At 72.2% G+C, this 17613-nt stretch carries 18 protein-coding genes; 8 read left to right on the forward strand and 10 right to left on the reverse strand.

All coding sequences use genetic code 11. From position 1 onward, the window contains the following. Positions 1-7: 7 nt before the first annotated feature. Positions 8-3514, forward strand: a complete 3507-nt coding sequence (locus ACIBVL_RS26650) for a DNA polymerase III subunit alpha (protein WP_399100566.1) — start codon at positions 8-10, stop codon at positions 3512-3514. Beyond that, on the forward strand, positions 3511-4485 hold the full coding sequence (locus tag ACIBVL_RS26655) for a DNA polymerase thumb domain-containing protein (protein WP_399100568.1): 975 nt from the start codon (positions 3511-3513) through the stop codon (positions 4483-4485). The genes ACIBVL_RS26650 and ACIBVL_RS26655 overlap by 4 nt, the downstream gene beginning before the upstream one ends. Before the next feature lie 2 nt (positions 4486-4487). Here the strand turns inward: ACIBVL_RS26655 and ACIBVL_RS26660 are convergent, their stop codons facing one another. Beyond that, positions 4488-4868, reverse strand: a complete 381-nt coding sequence (locus ACIBVL_RS26660; RefSeq protein ID WP_399101227.1) for a cupin domain-containing protein — start codon at positions 4866-4868, stop codon at positions 4488-4490. Here ACIBVL_RS26660 and ACIBVL_RS26665 point away from each other — a divergent pair. The 3 genes from ACIBVL_RS26665 to ACIBVL_RS26675 all read left to right on the forward strand — a co-directional run bounded on the left by ACIBVL_RS26665 (position 4818) and on the right by ACIBVL_RS26675 (position 6915). Then, a complete protein-coding gene (locus tag ACIBVL_RS26665; protein ID WP_399100570.1) occupies positions 4818-5249 on the forward strand; it encodes a MarR family winged helix-turn-helix transcriptional regulator in 432 nt (143 codons plus the stop codon). The genes ACIBVL_RS26660 and ACIBVL_RS26665 overlap by 51 nt on opposite strands. Before the next feature lie 172 nt (positions 5250-5421). Then, on the forward strand, positions 5422-6282 hold the full coding sequence (locus ACIBVL_RS26670; protein ID WP_399100572.1) for an esterase/lipase family protein: 861 nt from the start codon (positions 5422-5424) through the stop codon (positions 6280-6282). 183 nt (positions 6283-6465) lie between these two features. Continuing rightward, positions 6466-6915 carry a GNAT family N-acetyltransferase gene (locus ACIBVL_RS26675; RefSeq protein WP_399100574.1) on the forward strand — a complete coding sequence of 150 codons (450 nt, stop codon included), beginning with the start codon at positions 6466-6468 and terminating at the stop codon, positions 6913-6915. Positions 6916-6933: 18 nt separating this feature from the next. Here the strand turns inward: ACIBVL_RS26675 and ACIBVL_RS26680 are convergent, their stop codons facing one another. After that, positions 6934-7068, reverse strand: coding sequence for a hypothetical protein (locus ACIBVL_RS26680; protein WP_133913577.1), 135 nt, complete (start codon positions 7066-7068; stop codon positions 6934-6936). A gap of 139 nt (positions 7069-7207) precedes the next feature. Between ACIBVL_RS26680 and ACIBVL_RS26685 the strand changes: the two genes are divergently transcribed. Beyond that, entirely contained in the window at positions 7208-7870 is a 663-nt protein-coding gene (locus ACIBVL_RS26685; RefSeq protein ID WP_399100576.1) for a class I SAM-dependent methyltransferase, read from the forward strand. A 102-nt stretch (positions 7871-7972) separates the two neighbouring features. On the opposite strand, the gene ACIBVL_RS26690 is transcribed toward ACIBVL_RS26685, so the two are convergent. Next, positions 7973-8485, reverse strand: coding sequence for a DUF402 domain-containing protein (locus ACIBVL_RS26690; protein WP_399100578.1), 513 nt, complete (start codon positions 8483-8485; stop codon positions 7973-7975). After that, positions 8466-9395, reverse strand: coding sequence for a GNAT family N-acetyltransferase (locus ACIBVL_RS26695; protein ID WP_399100580.1), 930 nt, complete (start codon positions 9393-9395; stop codon positions 8466-8468). The genes ACIBVL_RS26690 and ACIBVL_RS26695 overlap by 20 nt, the downstream gene beginning before the upstream one ends. 71 nt (positions 9396-9466) lie before the next feature. On the opposite strand from ACIBVL_RS26695, the gene ACIBVL_RS26700 reads away from it, so the two are divergent. After that, positions 9467-9835, forward strand: coding sequence for a GntR family transcriptional regulator (locus ACIBVL_RS26700; RefSeq protein ID WP_399100582.1), 369 nt, complete (start codon positions 9467-9469; stop codon positions 9833-9835). Positions 9836-9838: 3 nt separating this feature from the next. On the opposite strand, the gene ACIBVL_RS26705 is transcribed toward ACIBVL_RS26700, so the two are convergent. The 5 genes from ACIBVL_RS26705 to ACIBVL_RS26725 all read right to left on the reverse strand — a co-directional run bounded on the left by ACIBVL_RS26705 (position 9839) and on the right by ACIBVL_RS26725 (position 14538). Beyond that, complete coding sequence (locus ACIBVL_RS26705) at positions 9839-10615, reverse strand: DUF72 domain-containing protein (protein WP_399100584.1); 777 nt, start codon at positions 10613-10615, stop codon at positions 9839-9841. An 18-nt stretch (positions 10616-10633) separates the two neighbouring features. Continuing rightward, positions 10634-11728 (reverse strand): DUF5925 domain-containing protein, encoded by a 1095-nt coding sequence (locus ACIBVL_RS26710; RefSeq protein ID WP_399100586.1) that lies wholly within the window; start codon positions 11726-11728, stop codon positions 10634-10636. Positions 11729-11880: 152 nt separating this feature from the next. After that, entirely contained in the window at positions 11881-12681 is an 801-nt protein-coding gene (locus ACIBVL_RS26715; RefSeq protein ID WP_399100587.1) for a polysaccharide deacetylase family protein, read from the reverse strand. Between the two features lie 28 nt (positions 12682-12709). Continuing rightward, complete coding sequence (locus tag ACIBVL_RS26720) at positions 12710-13696, reverse strand: glycosyltransferase family 2 protein (RefSeq protein ID WP_399101229.1); 987 nt, start codon at positions 13694-13696, stop codon at positions 12710-12712. An 11-nt stretch (positions 13697-13707) separates the two neighbouring features. Continuing rightward, a complete protein-coding gene (locus ACIBVL_RS26725) occupies positions 13708-14538 on the reverse strand; it encodes a glycosyltransferase family 2 protein (protein WP_399100588.1) in 831 nt (276 codons plus the stop codon). 630 nt (positions 14539-15168) lie between these two features. On the opposite strand from ACIBVL_RS26725, the gene ACIBVL_RS26730 reads away from it, so the two are divergent. Further along, complete coding sequence (locus ACIBVL_RS26730; RefSeq protein ID WP_399100589.1) at positions 15169-15975, forward strand: SGNH/GDSL hydrolase family protein; 807 nt, start codon at positions 15169-15171, stop codon at positions 15973-15975. Position 15976: 1 nt separating this feature from the next. Here the strand turns inward: ACIBVL_RS26730 and ACIBVL_RS26735 are convergent, their stop codons facing one another. Then, positions 15977-17605 (reverse strand): serine/threonine-protein kinase, encoded by a 1629-nt coding sequence (locus ACIBVL_RS26735; protein ID WP_399100590.1) that lies wholly within the window; start codon positions 17603-17605, stop codon positions 15977-15979. Between the last annotated feature and the right edge of the window lie 8 nt (positions 17606-17613).

Raw genomic sequence — 17613 nt, forward strand, 5'->3', positions numbered from 1 at the left:
GGTGCGTGTGCCAGGCTTCACGCATCTGCACACCGTCTCCGGGTTCTCCCTGCGGTACGGGGCCTCGCACCCGGAGCGACTGGCCGAGCGCGCCTCCGAGCGGGGCATGGACGCCCTCGCCCTCACCGACCGTGACACCCTCGCCGGCACGGTGCGCTTCGCCAAGGCCTGCGCGAAGGAGGGCGTGCGTCCGCTGTTCGGCGTGGACCTGGCGGTCGCCGCACCGGTACGCGAGGAGACCGACGTACGACGGGAACGGCGCCGCACCCCCGTACGCGGCGGCGCCTTCATCGACGAGTCGACCCCCCGCGTCACCTTCCTCGCCCGCGACGGCGCCCGGGGCTGGGCCGATCTGTGCCGGCTCGTGACGGCCGCGCACGAGGGCGAGGGCACGCCCCTGCTGTCCTGGACCGGCAACCACGGCGACGGCCTGACCGTCCTGCTCGGCCCCGGTTCCGACGTCGGCCGTGCCCTCGCCGCGGGCCGCCCGGACCGGGCCGCGAAGCTCCTCGTCCCCTGGCGCGAGACCTACGGCGACGCCCTGCGCCTGGAGGCCGTCTGGCACGGCCGCACCGGCACCGGACCCGGCTCCCTGCGCCTCGCCGCCCGCACCGTCGGCTTCGCTGCCGAACAGCGGGTCCGCCCGGTGCTCAGCAACGCCGTCCGCTACGCCGACCCCGGCCAGGGCCCGGTCGCCGACGTCCTGGACGCCGCCCGCCGGCTCGTCCCCATCGACCCGACCAAGGAGCTCGACTCGGGCGAGGCCTGGCTGAAGGACGCCGACGCCATGCTCGCGGTGGCGGAGCGGATCGTGGAGGCCGCGGGCTTCCGGCGGGACACCGCCCCCCGGCTGCTGGAGCAGACCCGGGCCACGGCCGCCGAGTGCCTGGTCGACCCCGAGGACGACCTCGGCATGGGCACCGTCCACTTCCCCGAACCGCACCTCGTCGGCGCGGGCCGCCGCACCGCCCAGCGGGCGCTGGCCTCGCGGGCGGCGGCCGGGATGGTGCTGCACGGGTACGCCGACCGGCGCGCCTACTGGGAGCGGATGCACCACGAACTCGACATCATCGCCCACCACGGTTTCGCCTCCTACTTCCTGACGGTCGCTCAAGTCGTCGACGACGTACGGCACATGGGTATCCGGGTGGCCGCGCGCGGCTCCGGTGCCGGCTCCCTCGTCAACCACCTCCTCGGCATCGCGCACGCCGACCCGATCGAACACGGGCTGCTGATGGAGCGGTTCCTGTCGAAGGAACGGGTCGTGCTGCCCGACATCGACATCGACGTGGAGTCCGCGCGCCGCCTGGAGGTCTACCGCGCGATCATCGGCCGCTTCGGCGCCGAGCGGGTCGCGACGGTCGCGATGCCGGAGACGTACCGGATCCGCCATGCCGTCCGGGACGTCGGCGCGGCCCTGTCCATGGACCCCGCCGACATCGACCGCGTCGCCAAGTCCTTCCCGCACATCCGGGCGCGGGACGCACGGGCGGCGCTGGACGAGCTGCCCGAGCTCAGACAGCTGGCAGGGGAGCGGGAGAAGTACGGAAGGCTGTGGGAGCTGGTCGAGGCGCTCGACGCCCTCCCGCGCGGGGTCGCCATGCACCCGTGCGGGGTGCTCCTCTCCGACGCCTCCCTGCTCTCCCGCACGCCGGTCATGCCGACCAGCGGCGAGGGATTCCCCATGGCGCAGTTCGACAAGGACGACGTCGAGGACCTCGGGCTGCTCAAGCTGGACGTGCTGGGCGTGCGGATGCAGTCGGCGATGGCGCACGCGGTGGCGGAGGTGGAGCGGGCGACGGGGGAGCGGGTCGACCTGGACGCGGTCGAGGGCGGCGACCCGGCGACGTATCGACTCATCCGGTCCACCGAGACGCTGGGCTGCTTCCAGATCGAGTCGCCGGGCCAGCGGGACCTCGTGGGGCGGTTGCAGCCGGCCACCTTCCACGACCTGGTCGTCGACATCTCGCTCTTCCGGCCCGGGCCGGTCGCCGCCGACATGGTGCGGCCGTTCATCGAGGCGCGGCACGGGCGGGCGCCCGTCCGCTACCCGCACCCCGATCTGGAGGAGCCGCTGAAGGGGACGTACGGCGTCGTCGTCTTCCACGAGCAGATCATCGACATCGTCGCGATCATGACCGGCTGTGGGCGCGGTGAGGCGGACCGGGTGCGGCGCGGGCTGTCCGACCCGGAGTCGCAGGGGCGGATCAAGGTGTGGTTCGCGCAGCACGCGGCGGCCAACGGGTATGACGCAGAAACGATTCGGCGGACGTGGGAGATCATCGAGGCCTTCGGTTCGTACGGCTTCTGCAAGGCGCACGCGGTCGCCTTCGCCGTCCCGACCTACCAGTCGGCATGGCTGAAGGCGCATCACCCGGCCGCTTTCTACGCCGGGCTGCTCACCCACGACCCCGGGATGTATCCGAAGCGCCTGCTGTTGGCGGACGCGCGGCGGCGCGGGGTGCCGATCCTGCCGTTGGACGTGAACCGGTCGGGAGTCGCACACCGTATCGAACTGGTGTCTGAATCCCCTGGCCCTGGCGGGCGTTGGGGGCTCCGGCTGGCCCTCTCCGACGTGTACGGCATCAGCGAGGCCGAGGCGAAGCGGGTCGCGGACGGGCAGCCGTACGCCTCGCTGCTGGACTTCTGGGAGCGGGCCCGCCCGAGCCGCCCCCTCGCCCAACGGCTCGCACAGGTGGGCGCGTTGGATTCCTTCGGTGCCAACCGGCGAGATCTGCAACTGCACTTGACCGAGCTGCACCGGGGAGCGCGGGGTGCGGGCGGCGGCCAACTCCCGCTGGCCGGTGGACGGAAGACCGCCCCGGCCGGTCTGCCGGACCTGTCCTCCGCCGAGCGGCTCAGCGCCGAGCTGGGCGTGCTGTCCATGGATGCCTCGCGCAACCTGATGGACGACCACCGGGCGTTCCTCGACGAGCTGGGCGTGGTGTCGGCGCGGCGGCTGCGGGAGGCCCGGCACGGGGAGACCGTGCTGGTCGCGGGCGCCAAGGCGGCCACCCAGACCCCGCCGATCCGGTCCGGCAAACGGGTCATCTTCACCACCCTGGACGACGGCACCGGTCTGGTCGACCTCGCCTTCTTCGACGACTCCCACGACGCCTGCGCCCACACCGTCTTCCACTCCTGGCTGCTGCTGGTGCGCGGGGTGGTGCAGCGGCGCGGCCCGCGCAGCCTCAGCGTGGTGGGCGCCGCCGCCTGGAACCTCGCCGAACTCGTCGAACTGCGGGCGGAGGGCGGGCTGGACGAGGTGGCGGCACGGCTTGCGGAGCCGGCGGCCGTGCCCGGCCCGGTGCCGGAAGGGGCCGGTGACCCGGATGCGAGAGAGGGCGGCGATGCGAAAGGGGGCGGTGATTCCACGGGGGGCAGGCGAATCCATCTGTCCACCGGATACGAACTCCATCCGTGGGCCGATCTGCGGCCCGCGGGACAGGAGGCCTCGCAAGGGCCTTCGACGGTACGGAAGTTGTGGCACCAGAGCCCGGGGAGTGCGGGATGACCATCCTCTGCGTACGTTTCCAGCTGCCTCCGATGTACGAAGCCGAAGCGGCCCTGCCGGGGCTGCTCGGGCTGCTGGAGGAGTTCACTCCGGTGGTCGAGGCGCTGCCGCCGGACGGGGCGCTGGCCGATCTGCGGGGCGCCGAACGGTACTTCGGCCGCAGCGCGGTGGAACTGGCGTCGGTGATCCGCGTCCGCGCCCTCGCGCTGTACGGCGTCGACTGTGTGATCGGCGCCGGTCCCGGCCCGATGCTGGCCCGGGTGGCGCTACGAGCCGCCCGGCCGGGGCTGACCTGCGAGGTTCCCGAGGACGGGGTGCGGGAGTTCCTGGCTGAGAAGCCGGTCGCCGCGCTGCCCGGGGTCGGGACGGCCACCGCCCGCACCCTGTGCGAGTACGGCCTCGACACCCTCGGCCGGGTCGCCGCGGCACCCCTGTCGACGCTCCAGCGCCTGATCGGCGCGAGGGTGGGCCGCGAGCTGCACGAGAAGGCGAACGGGATCGACCGCGGACGGGTCGTACCGAACGCCGTCTCCCGCTCCCTCGCCGCCGAACGCCCATTCCAGCGCGACGAGTTGGACCCCGACCGGCACCGCCGGGCCCTGCTGTCGGCCGCCGGGGAACTGGGCGCCCGGCTGCGCGCCCTGGAGAAGGTCTGCCGCACCCTGACCCTCACCGTGCGCTACGCCGACCGCTCCTCCACCACCCGCAGCCGCACCCTCAAGGAACCGACCGCGCACTCGGCGGCCCTGACGAGGGCGGCGTACGGACTGTACGAGGCGCTCGGGCTGCAGCGCGCCCGGGTCCGCGCGATCGTGCTGCGCGCCGAGGCCCTCGGCCCCGCCGAGGAGGCCTCCTACCAGCTCACCTTCGACCCCACCGACGACAAGCTCCGCCGCATCGAGGAGGTCACCGACCGGGTGCGGGCGAAGTTCGGACCGGGGGCGGTGATCCCGGGGGCGCTGGCGGCGTGACCTCAGTTGGCCCAGGGCGGGGTGATCCGCGTCCCGTCGGCCATCTCGGCCTCCAGGCCGACGGACGTGGTGACCCAGGACATCGCGGTGTGACCGGTCGGGTTCTCGACGGCCAGGGTGGAGCCCGGGTTGATGATCAGCGTGTCGCCGGCGGTGATCCGCTCGGCCTTTTGGTCGACTGTGACGAGCAGTTCGCCGACGAGCAGGTGGAAGATCTCCTCCCGGCTGACGGTGTGCGCGGGCGCCTTCGTCCCGGCGGGAATCTCACCGCGCCCGGCGCACAGCTCCTTGCTGCCGGTGAGAGGGCTGGCGTACGAGACGAAGCGGGCGCCGTGGATCTCGAGTCCGCCGCCCTGCTCGCCGTCGCCGGTGAGCTCACGCAGCGCATTCACGAGGGCGTCGTCGCCCGGGGGTTCGAGGGAGTGAGGCCCGCGCACGGCTTCGCCTTCGCCCGGCTCGCCCCGGACGGCGCGACGGTCACCGATCTCGCCGTCCATCTCGGGGTCACCAAGCAGGCGGCGAGTCAGCTCGTCGACGAGCTCGTGCGGAAGGGGTATGTCGAGCGGCGGGCGCATCCGCGGGACGCGCGGGCGCGGCTGGTCGTGCTCACCGCGCGGGGCTGGGAGTGCACTCGGGCGGCGGAGGAGGCGGCCGTCGAGGTGGTGCGGACGTGGGGCGATGTGCTCGGGGAGGGTGAAGTGCGCGTGCTGGGGGAGCAATTGGGACGCATTGCCCCCTATGGTCCCGTCAGGCCCGCCTGGTGAGGGAATGTCAGCGGCCCCGGCCGTCACTGACTATCACTGGAAGTTTTTACTGACGCGTAACTTCACACTTCATCTACTCGTCCGTAACTTGATGAGTGAACAGCATCCTAGTGATCCGGATCACAGGGCGTAAGGCCATCGCACCTCCCTTGAGCCGCAAGGAGATCACACGATGCTGCCCTGGAAGCGCGTGCTCAGACCACTCGCCGCACTGCTGCTGGCGGCCGCGGCCGCCACCGTCCCCGCCTCCGCCGCCCAGGCCTCCTCCGCACCCAGCCGCGGCTGGAACGACTACAGCTGCAAGCCCTCCGCCGCCCACCCCCACCCCGTCGTCCTGGTCCACGGCACCTTCGGGAACTCGATCGACAACTGGCTGTCCCTCGCCCCCTACCTCAAGGACCGGGGCTACTGCGTCTACTCCCTCGACTACGGCCGACTCCCGGGCGTCCCGCTCTTCCACGGCCTCGGCCCCATCGACGAGTCGGCCGGGCAGCTCTCCGCCTTCGTCGACAAGGTGCTCTCCGCGACCGGCGCCGCCGAGGCCGACCTCGTCGGACACTCGCAGGGCGGCATGATGCCCCGTTACTACCTCAAGTTCCTCGGCGGAGCCGCCAAGGTGAACGCGCTGGTCGGCATCGCCCCCGACAACCACGGCACCACGCTCGGTGGCCTCACCAACCTGCTGCCGTACTTCCCCGGCGCCGAGGACCTGCTCTCGGCCGCCACCCCCGGCCTCGCCGACCAGATCGCCGGCTCCGCCTTCCTCACCCGACTCAACGCCGGCGGCGACACCGTCCCCGGCGTCCGCTACACGGTCATCGCCACCAGGTACGACGAGGTGGCCACCCCCTGGCGCAGCCAGTACCTCAGCGGATCCGGCGTCAACAACGTCCTGCTGCAGGACCTGTGCCCGCTCGACCTGTCCGAGCACGTCGCGATCGGCCTGTTCGACCGCATCGCCTTCCACGAGGTGGCCAATGCGCTCGACCCGGCCCACGCCACCGCCACCACCTGCGCCTCCGCGCTGAGCTGACCCGCGGGCCGTTCCGCCGGGGCCTGTCCGACCTGAGCCGCCGGTCAGGCCCCGGAGTCCTCGGATTCCGGTGTGCCGGAACCAAGAAACCGCTAAAACGCCTGCTGGGGGAGGTCTGGAGCGATCTTTAGGGCTGCCTTAAGGGAGCGCTCAGACAGAGATCAGGTAGTTAACGTGTCCGGTATGACGAGCGAGGAGATCCGGCCCGCCACCGCGGCCGACGTGGCGGCCGTGAAGGCGGTCACCGACGCGGCGTACGCGCACTACATCGAGCGCATCGGCGTCGTACCGCTGCCCATGACGGCGGACCACGCGGCGAACGTGGCCGCGGGGAAGGTGTTCGTGACCGGGGACCCCGTCACCGGTCTGGTGGTGGTCGAGGAGTTCCCCGACCACCTGTTCCTCGACAGCATCGCCGTCCATCCCGACGCCCACGGCAGGGGCGTCGGGCGGCGGCTGCTGTCCTTCGTGGACGCACACGCGCGTGCGCTCGGCCTGCCCGAGGTCAGGCTCTTCACGAACGCGATGATGTGGGAGAACCAGAAGATCTACCCGAAGTACGGTTACGAGCTGGTGGGGCGACGGGTGGACGGTCCGTACGACCGGCTCCACTACCGCAAGCGGCTCCGCTGACGAGGGCCGCAGGCGGTCTCACCCGTCCGGCCACCAGGTGCGCGCGATGTCCTTTCGCACCTCGGGGCGCCCGGCGGGGCGCTCGTCCGCCTCTTCGCGGATCCGGCGGGAGTCCGTCTTCTTCAGGGGCTTCTGCACGGTAGTGCGGCGCATGACTGCCTCCTTCAGGGACACCGGGTTCCGCGTTCTCACGGAGGTAGACCCTTTTCGGGAGAGTTCCTCATCGCCCCCTGTTCTGTCAGTGGCGGGTGTCACGATTCGAGTGTCAGTGGCAGGTGTCACTCTTGGGCAGATGCGGAAGAACCATGACGAAAGGACGTCTGTGGGTATCGACTGGGACGCGGAGGCGGCCGCCTTCGACGATGAGCCGGACCACGGGCTGCGCGACCCCGAGGTGCGGGCGGCCTGGGCGGAGCGACTGCGGAGCTGGCTGCCCGAGCGTGCCGGTGACCTCCTCGACCTCGGCTGCGGCACCGGCAGCCTGGCGCTTCTCGCCGCCGAACAGGGGCACCGCGTCACCGGCGTCGACCTCTCCGTGCCCATGATCGGCCTGGCCCGCGCCAAACTCGCCGGGCGTGACGCCGTGTTCCTCGTCGGTGACGCGGCGGCGCCCCCGGTCGGCGAGCAGCGCTTCGACACCGTGCTCGTACGGCATGTGCTGTGGGCGCTGCCCGACCCCGCCCGCGTCCTGCGGCACTGGCGGGACCTGTTGCGCCCGGGAGGGCGGTTGGTGCTGGTGGAGGGCGTCTGGGGGACGGTCACCCCGGTCGGCATACCCGCGGACCACCTCACCGCCCTCCTCGCCCCGCTCACCGCGCACACCCGCCTGGAGCGGCTCTCGGACGACCCCCGACTGTGGGGCGGCGCGGTCCAGGACGAGCGGTACGCGGTGGTGGCGACCCTCCAGCCCCATGAGGCCGAGGACATCCGGCCCGACCGGGCGAACCTCGGCTGACGCGGCACTCGGGCTTGTGGTGAAAGTGGCGTCGTCCGCCCGGACGGCGGGCCCGACAACGCGGCGAGCGTGCCTGGCCAGGCCGCCGGTCGGGCGGGACTCTCACCACACGCCCTGGCCCACCAGGGCCGCGAAGTCGCCCTCCCGTGCCAGCGCCTCCAGCTCGTCGAGGGCGGCCACGGCCGCCGCGGCCGCCTCGGGGTCGGTCCGCGCCAGGCCGCTCTCCGCGAACTCGTCCTCGTCCAGCCGTCGTACGTCCCTACCGTCGGCGGAGCGCCACAGGTCCAGGTCGAGGTCCTCGACGACCAGCTCGGTACCGGAGAGGGTCGCCGGGCGGGTGACATCGCAGTACCAGCCCTTCAGGGCACCCGTCGCGGCCCGGACCTCCTTCACCGCGTACCACCGGTCGCGCCAGTAGTACTCGGTGAAGACGTCACCCCGCTCGAACCGTACGAAGCCGAAGTCGCGCACGCCCTCCCCCGCCCAGGGGGCGCGTACGGCGATGCGCGTGCCGTCGTCCGACAGCAGCTCGGCCGCGTAACGGATTTTCGTACGCCCGCCCTTGACCAGGACGACGTCCAGCGGTCCTGCCGGGTCAGCCGATTGCGCGGACATACCGCACCTCCGTCGCGCGGATCTCGTAGCCGAACCACTTGTTGATCGCGAGCATCGGCCCGTTGTCCGAGTCGTTGCCGGTGTACGCCTCCGTGTATCCCGCGGCGCGGGCGCGGTGCAGGGAGACGTTCTTCACGAGCTTGGCCAGGCCCCGGCCGCGGTGGGCGCGGATGGTTCCGGTCATGGCGGTGCCGTAGCGGCCGACGCCGTCGGTGTGGGCCACGCTGAAGGCGACGGGGCGGCCGTCGGCCACGGCGACCGAGGTCAGCTCCCGGTCGAGATGGGGGTGGTCCCAGGTCTCCGCGACCCAGGCCTCGTAGTCCGTGAACTCGGTGTCGATGTCGCCCGGCTCGTCGGCCACCACGGCCGCGTCCAGGTCGAACAGCGGGCGCGGGTCGTCCGCGAAGTCGGCGGCCGTGCGCAGTTCGACACCCCGCGGCGGGTCCTGCAACGGCGGCAGCGAGGTGCCCGCCAGGTCCAGACGCAGGAAGTGCGCGGAGCGGCTCGCCCGGTAGCCGTGCCGCTCGGCGAACACCCGGTTGCCGGGCTCGTCCAGGACCCAGGCGAACAGCCTGGTCGCCCCGAGTGCCGCCAGATACTCCTCGGCGGTGCGCACCAGCAGCGTGCCGGCGCCCCGGCGGGTACGCGCCGGGTCCACGTACACGTTGAGGTAGCCCTGGCCGGGCTCCGGGCTCTCATGGGCGAGGCCCACCTGGGCCGTGCCGACGATCTCGCCGTCCTCCTCGGCGACCAGCTTGCAGGCGTGGGCATCGGGGTGGGCGTGGGCGAAGTCGTGGAGCACCGACTGCGGGCTGAAGTACACGAACGGCAGAGCGAGGTGGCGGACCCGGACGAATCCCTCGATGTCGGGGGCCGCGTCGGGACGGAGATCGCGCACGATGACGGTCATGTGAGCGCACGCTACGGGCGGGCGGCGTCCCGGTGCCTCTCATTTTCCGGCGGGTGCGGGACAATCGGGCCGTGACGTTGAAGATCCACATCGATGAGGGTGTCGCGCCGTACGAGCAGGTGCGGGCGCAGATCGCCGAGCAGGCCCGTTCGGGAGCGCTGCCGGTCGGGTACCGGCTGCCGACGGTGCGGGGGCTCGCCGAGTCCCTGGGCCTCGCGGCGAACACGGTCGCCAAGGCGTACCGGGCGCTCGAGGCGGACGGGGTGATCGAGACCCGCGGGCGCAACGGCACGTTCGTGGCGGCGGCGGGCTCGGCCGCGGAGCGGGAGGCCGCGTCCGCCGCGCAGGCCTACGCCGAGAGGGTGGTGCGGCTGGGGCTCACCGAGGAGCAGGCGTCGGTCGCGGTACGGGAGGCCCTGCGGGCGGTGTACGGGGGCTGAACGTCACCGGGAGCGGGAAGCCAGCGCACGCGGCGTCCGGGTCACCGTCAGACCCGCTCGTTCCGCCGTTCTGCCGAACAGGGCCGCGTCGCCGACCGCCGCGCCGCCCGGGTCGTTGTTGAAGTACGCGTACACGTCGTCACCGTCGGCCCAGGTCGTGGCGATGCGGTCGATCCACGTCTCCAGGGAGCGCTGGCCGTACCGCGGCCAGGGCTGGGCGCGGCCCTGGTGGAAGCGGACGTACCCCCAGTCGGCGGTGCGCCAGAGCGGGGTGACCGGGCGGGCCAGGACGTCGGCCCAGCACAGGGCCGCTCCCCGGGCCTCCAGGACCCCCCGTACCGCCGGTGTCCACCAGGAGTCGTGGCGGGGCTCCACCGCGACCCGGGTGCCCGACGGGAAGCAGGCCAGGCAGGTGTCCAGGAGCACCGGGTCGGCGCGCAGGGTCGGCGGGAGCTGCAGCAGGACCGGCCCCAGGCGGGCGCCGAGCCCGGCCGCGTGGCCCATCAGCCGGTGCACCGGCTCCTCGGGGTCCCGCAACCGCTTGATGTGGGTCAGATAGCGGCTCGCCTTGACCGCGACCACGAAGTCCGACGGGACGCGTTCGGCCCAGGACGCGAAGGTGTCCTTCGCCGGCAGCCGGTAGAACGCGTTGTTGATCTCGACGGTGGCGAAGTGATCGGTGTACTCCTCCAGCCACCGCCGCATGGGGACGTCGGCCGGGTACAGGACCTCACGCCAGTCCTTGTACTGCCAGCCGGACGTGCCGACGTACAGGGTCATACCTCCATCAAAGCACTTCTACAGGTACAGCCCCGCGTCCGAGCGGCCCCTCGGCTCCGGCAGTGCGGTCGGGGAGGTGCCCCGCCGCAGGGCGTACAGCTCCGCCAGGGTCGCCCCCTGGTGGCCGATGCCCTCTTCGTCGCCGAGCCAGTCGACCGCCTCCCGCCGGGTCAGCGGGCCCACCTCGATCCGGGCCAGACAGCGGCCCGGGCGGACGACGGCCGGGTGGAGGCGTTCGAGGTCCTCGTTGGTGGTGACGCCGACCAGGACGTTGCGCCCCTGGCCGAGCAGGCCGTCGGTGAGGTTGAGCAGGCGGGACAACGCCTGGCCCGCCGTGTGCTTCGCCTCGCCGCGGATCAGCTCGTCGCAGTCCTCCAGGAGCAGCAGCCGCCAACGGCCCTTGCCCGTGGCGTCCTCCTCGCCGATCGCGATGTCCATCAGATAGCCGACGTCGGAGAAGAGCCGCTCGGGGTCCAGGACGCAGTCCACCTGGCACCATTCCCGCCAGGACCGGGCCAGGGTGCGCAGCGCCGAGGTCTTGCCGGTGCCGGGCGGGCCGTGCAACAGGAGCAGCCGCCCGGCGATGTCCTCGGGGGTGGTCGCCATCAGCCGGTCCATCGCCTCGGCCACCGGCGCCGTGTAGTTGGGGCGCACCTCCTCCCACGTACCCGCGGAGATCTGACGGGTCGTGCGGTGCGGGCCGCGCCTCGGGGAGACGTACCAGAACCCCATCGTCACGTTCTCCGGCTGGGGTTCGGGCTCGTCCACGGCACCGTCCGTGGCCTCGCCCAGCACCTTCGCGGCGAGTTCGGCGGTGGTCGCGGTGACCGTGACGTCGGCGCCGCGGTTCCAGCGGGAGACCAGCAGCGTCCAGCCGTCGCCCTCGGCGAGCGTGGCGCTGCGGTCCTCGTCGCGGGCGACGCGCAGCACCCGGGCCTGGGGCGGCAGCAGGGTCGCGCCGGAGCGGACGCGGTCGATGTTCGCCGCGTGCGAGTAAGGCTGCTCGCCCGTCGCGAAGCGGCCGAGGAACAGCGCGTCGACGACGTCGGACGGGGAGTCGGAGTCGTCGACGTTGAGCCGGATCGGCAGAGCGTCGTGTGGCTGAGCGGACATGCCGCCATGATCCGGCACGGGGGCGTCCTGCGCACCCGGTTTCCGCGGTGCGCGCGGTGTGTCGGCCGCCTCAGGCGGTTCTGGCGCATCGGACGGTTCCGGTGGTTTGGGGGCGCGCCGGTCGCCCGGCGCGCCCCGTGGCCTTCGTCGGCTCATACGAGGGCGTCGACCGCCCTGCGCCGAAGCCGGCGTGTCCTGCGCACCACGGCGTATCCCTTCGTCATCATCCGGTCCCGGGCGAACGTACGGCCGATCGTCCGTCCGTCGAGGAGCCGTTCGAACTCCTCGGCGTCCGTGCCACACCGTACGGTCACCCGCCGCAGGGCGTACGGCCCCTGGGCACGGCGGGCGAGGGAGTTGCCGACGGCCAGCGCCTGGGCGAAGCCGTGGGCGCGGACCGCCGTGCGCACCCGGCGGCTGGAGTAGCCGTAGGGGTAGGCGAACGACACCGGCGGGGCGCCCAGTTCGTCCGCGACGATGTCCCGGCAGCGGGTCAGCTCGGTGCGCAGCGCGAGGTCGTCGAGCTGGTCGAGCTGCGGGTGGCTGTGGCTGTGGCCCCCGATCTCCACGCCCGCGTCGGCCAGTCGGCGCACCTGCGGCCAGTCCAGCATGGTGTCCAGCCCGCCGCCGGTGTCGTGGGCGCCCTTGATCCAGCCGGTGGAGACGAACAGCGTGGCCGGGAAGCCGTGTCCGGCGAGGGCCGGGAGGGCGTGCCGGTGCACACCCTCGTAGCCGTCGTCGAACGTGATCAGCACCGGCCGGGCGGGCAGCGGCCGCCCGGTCCGCCAGCGGGCCGCGAGGTCGGCCGTGCTGAGCGGGGTGAGGCCGCGGTCCGCGATCACCGCCATCTGCTCGGCGAAGGCCTCCGGCGACACCGAGAGGGCACGGGTGGCGTTGTTCGGACGGTCGGCGACCGAGTGGTACATGAGAATCGGAACGCGCGCCCGCGTCATCCGGCCCGCCCCCTCCTCCACGCCTCCGTCACGCGGCAGCCTCCTCACTTCGTACGGTCCCGGTCCGCACGACCTCGAACGTCGTGCCGTTCCTGCGCCCCCGCAGGCTGCCGACCACGTACCCCCCGGCCGCCGTCAGCACCCCCGCGACGATCGCACCCGCCCGCCGGGCCCCGCCGGGCCGGGCCAGCAGCTGGTCGCGAAGTCCGCGCACCACGCCCGCCGGCAGCACCCGGGTGGTGTACCGGCGTTCGGACTCCAGCCCCTTGCCGATGCCGACGCTGCGGGCGACGAGTGCCTTGGACAGGCCCTCGGCGTAGGTGCGGGTGCGGAAGTAGCCGAAGCGCTCGCGCGCCTCGGGCACCTTGTGGTGGATCACCGCGCGGTCGTCGACCAGCAGGATCGCGTCGGGTCTCGCCTGACCGAGCCGGATGCACAACTCCGTCTCCTCGCCGCCCAGCGGCCGCTTGTCGCCGTCGCGTCCGATGCCGCTGGCGAAGCCGCCCGCGATGTCGAAGGCGGTGCGCCGGAAGGAGGCGTTTCCGCCGAGGATGTTGCGCACTCTGACACGGCCGGGCGGCAGGCCCCGGTAGGAGCAGCCCACCACCCAGTCGAACTCCTCGGGGAACCAGTCGGGCCGCCGGCCCGAGGACCAGACGGGCACGCACCGGCCGCCCACCGCCATCACCCGCGGGTCGGAGTACGGGTCGGCGAAGCGGCGCAGCCAGTCCCGTTCCGCGACGGCGTCGTCGTCGAGGAAGGCGATGACCTCGCCGGACGAGGCGGCGATACCGGTGTTGCGGCCGGCCGACAGCCCGCGCGGGCCGGCGTTGGGCAGCACCCGTACCTCGTCGTCCTCCTTGTACTCCTGGGCCAGCCGGTCCAGGAGCGCCGGGTTGTGGTCGACGACCAGCAGGGTCTCCAGGGCCGGGTGGGTCTGGGCGCGCACCGAGGCGACCGCCGCGAGGATGTCCGCCCAGCGGTCCTCGGTGTACACGCAGATGACGACGGACATGCCGAGCGCGCTCAAGACACCTCTCCCCGGACCGAGTCGAGCAGGGGCGAGCGGCGGCCGGTGCGGCGCAGCGCCCGCCGGTTGGAGCGCTCCTTGAGGATCACCCGCAGGACGCGCAGCCCGTCGCGCACCGCGCGCAGGTTGCTGACGCCGTGGATGCGCAGGTACTCGTGGCTGGGGATCTCCTGCACCCGCAGCCCCGCCTTGACGACCCGGATGTTCATCAGGGTCTCCACCTCGAAGCCCGTGCAGTCCAGCTCGATCTTGTCCAGGCAGTGCCGCCAGAACGCGTTGTAGCCGTAGCACAGGTCGGTGTACCGGGCGCCGAACTTGCGGTTGACCACCGCGCACAGCACCCGGTTGCCCAGCCGGCGGATGAAGGTCATGTCGTCGGTGCCGCCGCCGTTGGCGAAGCGGGAGCCCTTGGCGAAGTCCGCGCCGGAGACCAGGGCGGAGACGTACGACACGATCTCGTTGCCGTCGGCCGAGCCGTCCGCGTCGACCATCACGATGATGTCGCCGGAGCAGGCCTCGAAGCCGGTGATCAGGGCGTCGCCCTTGCCGCGGCCCTGCTGTCCGACGACCTTGACGCCGGGCCACAGCTCGCGGGCGACCTCGACGGTGTCGTCGGTGGAGTTGCCGTCGACCAGGACCACCTCGTGGATCCAGTCCGGCAGGGTCTTGAAGACGTACGGAAGGTTCTCGGCCTCGTTCATCGCGGGGATGACCACACTCACCGGCGGCGCGATGGCCAGGTGAGAGGAGATCGGCCGGTACTTGCCGACGGCGGACGGGCCTTTCAGGTCCTGGCCCGATGTCGCCGGCTGCAGAACGGAACTCATGAGCTTGGTCCCTCTCGTCCGGTGGGCCGCCCGCCCCTGGGGGCGGCCCGGATCCACGTCCGGTTCGAAAGGGGGGTTTCTCACCCATGGCGGACTGGTCTCCGCCGCATGCCGGAGCGATCTCCGTGCACACTGGGTGAGCTGGCAAAACTGACCGGCCACCGGCGAATGACGGCAGCCGACCGCGCGGCACGGCCCGGTCACCACTGCGGCAACCGAGCACGGCACCCCCCTACCGCGCTCTCGCCCCGGACACCGTCGCGGTCCCTGAGCCCTCCCCTGGAGCCGTTGCCGACGGTCCGCTGCGAGTGAGGTGTATGACGGTATTGATGATTTAGCCCGGATGGCAAGCCCTTGACGGTCCTCTGACCATTTTGTTCGTTTGACCGTTACAGAACGGTGTGTCCCATCGGGAGTGAGAGAACGCGAGTGTTCCCCGGAGGCGAAACATGCCTCCGGGGAACGGTGTTGCCGCTCAGGACGCGGTGGCCGAGAGCGCGCAACAAGGTGGGCGGAAACGGTCGCCGAACGATCCCGTTGAGACCCGAAAAGTCTTGGCATGGACACTTCCCGTCAACACGCGTAGTTGCTACGACGGTTGTGGCAGAGATCCTGCTAAAGGGAGGTTCCATGAGACGTTCCCGACTTGTCGTATTCGTCAGCTCGCTCCTCCTCGCCGCGGGCGCGGCCCTCACCGGGGCCACCGCGGCGCACGCGTCCCCGCTCGCCGCGACCGGCGGCTATGTGGCGCTCGGCGACTCCTACTCCTCCGGTGTCGGCGCCGGCAGCTACCTCAGCTCCAGCGGCAACTGCAAGCGCAGCACCAAGGCGTACCCGTACCTGTGGAACGCCGCGCACGCCCCCGCCTCGTTCACCTTCGCGGCCTGCTCGGGCGCCCGAACGGATGATGTGCTGGCGAGTCAGCTCGGCGGCCTCAACTCCGCCACCGGCCTGGTCTCGATCAGCGTCGGCGGCAACGACGCGGGCTTCGCCGACGTCATGACGACCTGCGTCACCAGCTCCGACAGCACCTGCGTCAACCGCATCAACACGGCCAAGGCGTACGTCGACTCGACGCTCCCCGGCAAGCTCGACACCGTCTACTCGACGATCAGCTCCAAGGCGCCCGACGCCAAGGTCGTCGTCCTCGGCTACCCCCGCTTCTACAAGCTGGGCACCACCTGCCTCGGCCTGTCCGAGACCAAGCGCTCCGCCATCAACAACGCGGCCGACTACCTCGACGCCGCCGTCGCCAGGCGCGCCGCCGCCCACGGATTCGTCTTCGGCGACGTCCGCACGCCGTTCGGCGGCCACGAGATCTGCTCCGGCAGCTCCTGGCTGCACAGCCTCAACCTGCTCAACATCGGCGAGTCCTACCACCCGACCGCGTCCGGCCAGTCGGGTGGCTATCTGCCGGTTCTGAACAGCGCGGCCTGACCTACTCGGTGGGCGAGGTCGAGGGGGAGGCCCCGGTCGACGGGGTCTCCGTCTCGCAGGTGATCGTGAACGGCACGAAGTTGGACGTCGTACTCACCGGATCGCGCACCTCGACACCGATCGAGTTCTGGAACGTCCCGCTCCCGGCGGGCGTCGACACGGTCACCGTGTCCTGCTTCGACTTGCCGCCGCCCTCCTGGAAACTGAGGGTCTTCCAGGTCTGGCCGGACAGTTCGCCGTCCTTCGACACCCAGCGGTAGGACACCGTCGCGGGCAGCCTCCCCACCGTGATCGTCGCCGTGAAGGCGGGCGTCGAGGCGCCCGGCGGCGGGCAGGAGCCCGAGTACTCGGTGTGGGCGCCGGTCACGGCGGCCGCGACGCTCTGCCGGGGAGCGGCGGACGACGCGCTGTGACTCGGGCTCGCGGAGGGGCTCGCCGGCTCGCTGGACTCCTGCCGCGTCGGCGCCGAACTCAGGCCCTGTGTCTGGCTGCTGGTGACCCCACTGGTGCCGCCCTGGTCGTCGTCGCCCCGGTTCAGCAGCCCGTACGTCAGCCCGGCGACGGCCAGCGCGAGGACGATCACGCCGGTGACGAGGACCACGCCGCTCCGCCGGTTGCCTTCCGGCTCCTCCCGGGTGGCGCCGGTGGTCGTCCACGGCGGGGACGGCGGCGGCGCCTCGTGGCGGAAGGGCTCGACGGGGGGCGGCGGGGTCGTGACGGTCGTCGGATACGGCGCGTACGGCGCCGAGCGGACCGTGCCCGGCCGCGGGCCGCCTCCCCCGGAGGGGGCACCCCCAGCCGCGACGACCCGCAGATCCTGCTCGGCCTGCGCGGCCGGGGTCCGCTCGGCCGGGTCCTTGCGCAGCAGCCCCTCGATCACGGGCGTCAGCGGACCGGCCCGGCGCGGCGGCGGCAGCTCCTCGTCGACGATCGCGCGCAGGGTGCTCAGCGGCGTGTCGTGCCGGAACGGGGAATTGCCCTCGACCGCCGCGTAGAGCAGTACCCCCAGCGACCACAGGTCCGACTCGGGCCCCGGCGTACGCCCCAGCGCGCGCTCCGGCGCGAGGAACTCGGGGGAGCCGATGACCTCACCGGTCATGGTCAGAGCCGAGGTGCCCTCGACCGTCGCGATACCGAAGTCGGTGAGCACCACCCGGCCGTCGTTCGACATCAGCACATTGGCCGGTTTCACGTCCCGGTGCAGCACCCCGGCCTCGTGCGCGGCCCGCAGCGCGGACAGCACCTCGGCGCCGATGTGCGCGGCCCGCGCCGGCTCCAGCGGGCCCTCGGCGTCCAGCAGCTCGGCGAGGGAGATGCCGCGCACGATCTCCATGACGATCCACGGGCGGCCGTCCTCCATGGCCACGTCGTACACCGTGACCACGTTCCGGTTGGCGACCCGGGCCGCGGCCCAGGCCTCCCGCTCCAGCCGGGCGTACATCCGCTCGACGTCCGAGGCCGCGAGCCCGTGCGGGGCGCGCACCTCCTTGACGGCGACCTCGCGGCCCAGCACCTCGTCACGGGCCCGCCACACCGTCCCCATGCCGCCCTCGCCGAGCGGGGACAGCAGACGGTAGCGGCCCGCGATCAGACGTTCACGGCCCGGTTCTTCGGACACCGCGTCCCCCATTCGCACTT

The organism is Streptomyces sp. NPDC049687, assembly GCF_044465285.1.
In the GTDB taxonomy this organism is placed as follows: Bacteria; Actinomycetota; Actinomycetes; order Streptomycetales; family Streptomycetaceae; genus Streptomyces.

Excerpts from the sequence above, each read along its gene's own strand:
- ACIBVL_RS26725 (WP_399100588.1), bottom strand. The coding sequence starts at position 14,538 with ATGAGTTCCGTTCTGCAGCCGGCGACATCGGGCCAGGACCTGAAAGGC.
- ACIBVL_RS26695 (WP_399100580.1), bottom strand. The coding sequence starts at position 9,395 with ATGACCGTCATCGTGCGCGATCTCCGTCCCGACGCGGCCCCCGACATC.
- ACIBVL_RS26735 (WP_399100590.1), bottom strand. The coding sequence starts at position 17,605 with ATGGGGGACGCGGTGTCCGAAGAACCGGGCCGTGAACGTCTGATCGCG.
- ACIBVL_RS26710 (WP_399100586.1), bottom strand. The coding sequence starts at position 11,728 with ATGTCCGCTCAGCCACACGACGCTCTGCCGATCCGGCTCAACGTCGAC.
- ACIBVL_RS26690 (WP_399100578.1), bottom strand. The coding sequence starts at position 8,485 with ATGTCCGCGCAATCGGCTGACCCGGCAGGACCGCTGGACGTCGTCCTG.
- ACIBVL_RS26685 (WP_399100576.1), top strand. The coding sequence starts at position 7,208 with ATGCGGAAGAACCATGACGAAAGGACGTCTGTGGGTATCGACTGGGAC.
- ACIBVL_RS26705 (WP_399100584.1), bottom strand. The coding sequence starts at position 10,615 with ATGACCCTGTACGTCGGCACGTCCGGCTGGCAGTACAAGGACTGGCGT.
- ACIBVL_RS26675 (WP_399100574.1), top strand. The coding sequence starts at position 6,466 with ATGACGAGCGAGGAGATCCGGCCCGCCACCGCGGCCGACGTGGCGGCC.
- ACIBVL_RS26670 (WP_399100572.1), top strand. The coding sequence starts at position 5,422 with ATGCTGCCCTGGAAGCGCGTGCTCAGACCACTCGCCGCACTGCTGCTG.
- ACIBVL_RS26720 (WP_399101229.1), bottom strand. The coding sequence starts at position 13,696 with ATGTCCGTCGTCATCTGCGTGTACACCGAGGACCGCTGGGCGGACATC.
- ACIBVL_RS26715 (WP_399100587.1), bottom strand. The coding sequence starts at position 12,681 with ATGACGCGGGCGCGCGTTCCGATTCTCATGTACCACTCGGTCGCCGAC.
- ACIBVL_RS26680 (WP_133913577.1), bottom strand. The coding sequence starts at position 7,068 with ATGCGCCGCACTACCGTGCAGAAGCCCCTGAAGAAGACGGACTCCCGC.
- ACIBVL_RS26730 (WP_399100589.1), top strand. The coding sequence starts at position 15,169 with ATGAGACGTTCCCGACTTGTCGTATTCGTCAGCTCGCTCCTCCTCGCC.
- ACIBVL_RS26655 (WP_399100568.1), top strand. The coding sequence starts at position 3,511 with ATGACCATCCTCTGCGTACGTTTCCAGCTGCCTCCGATGTACGAAGCC.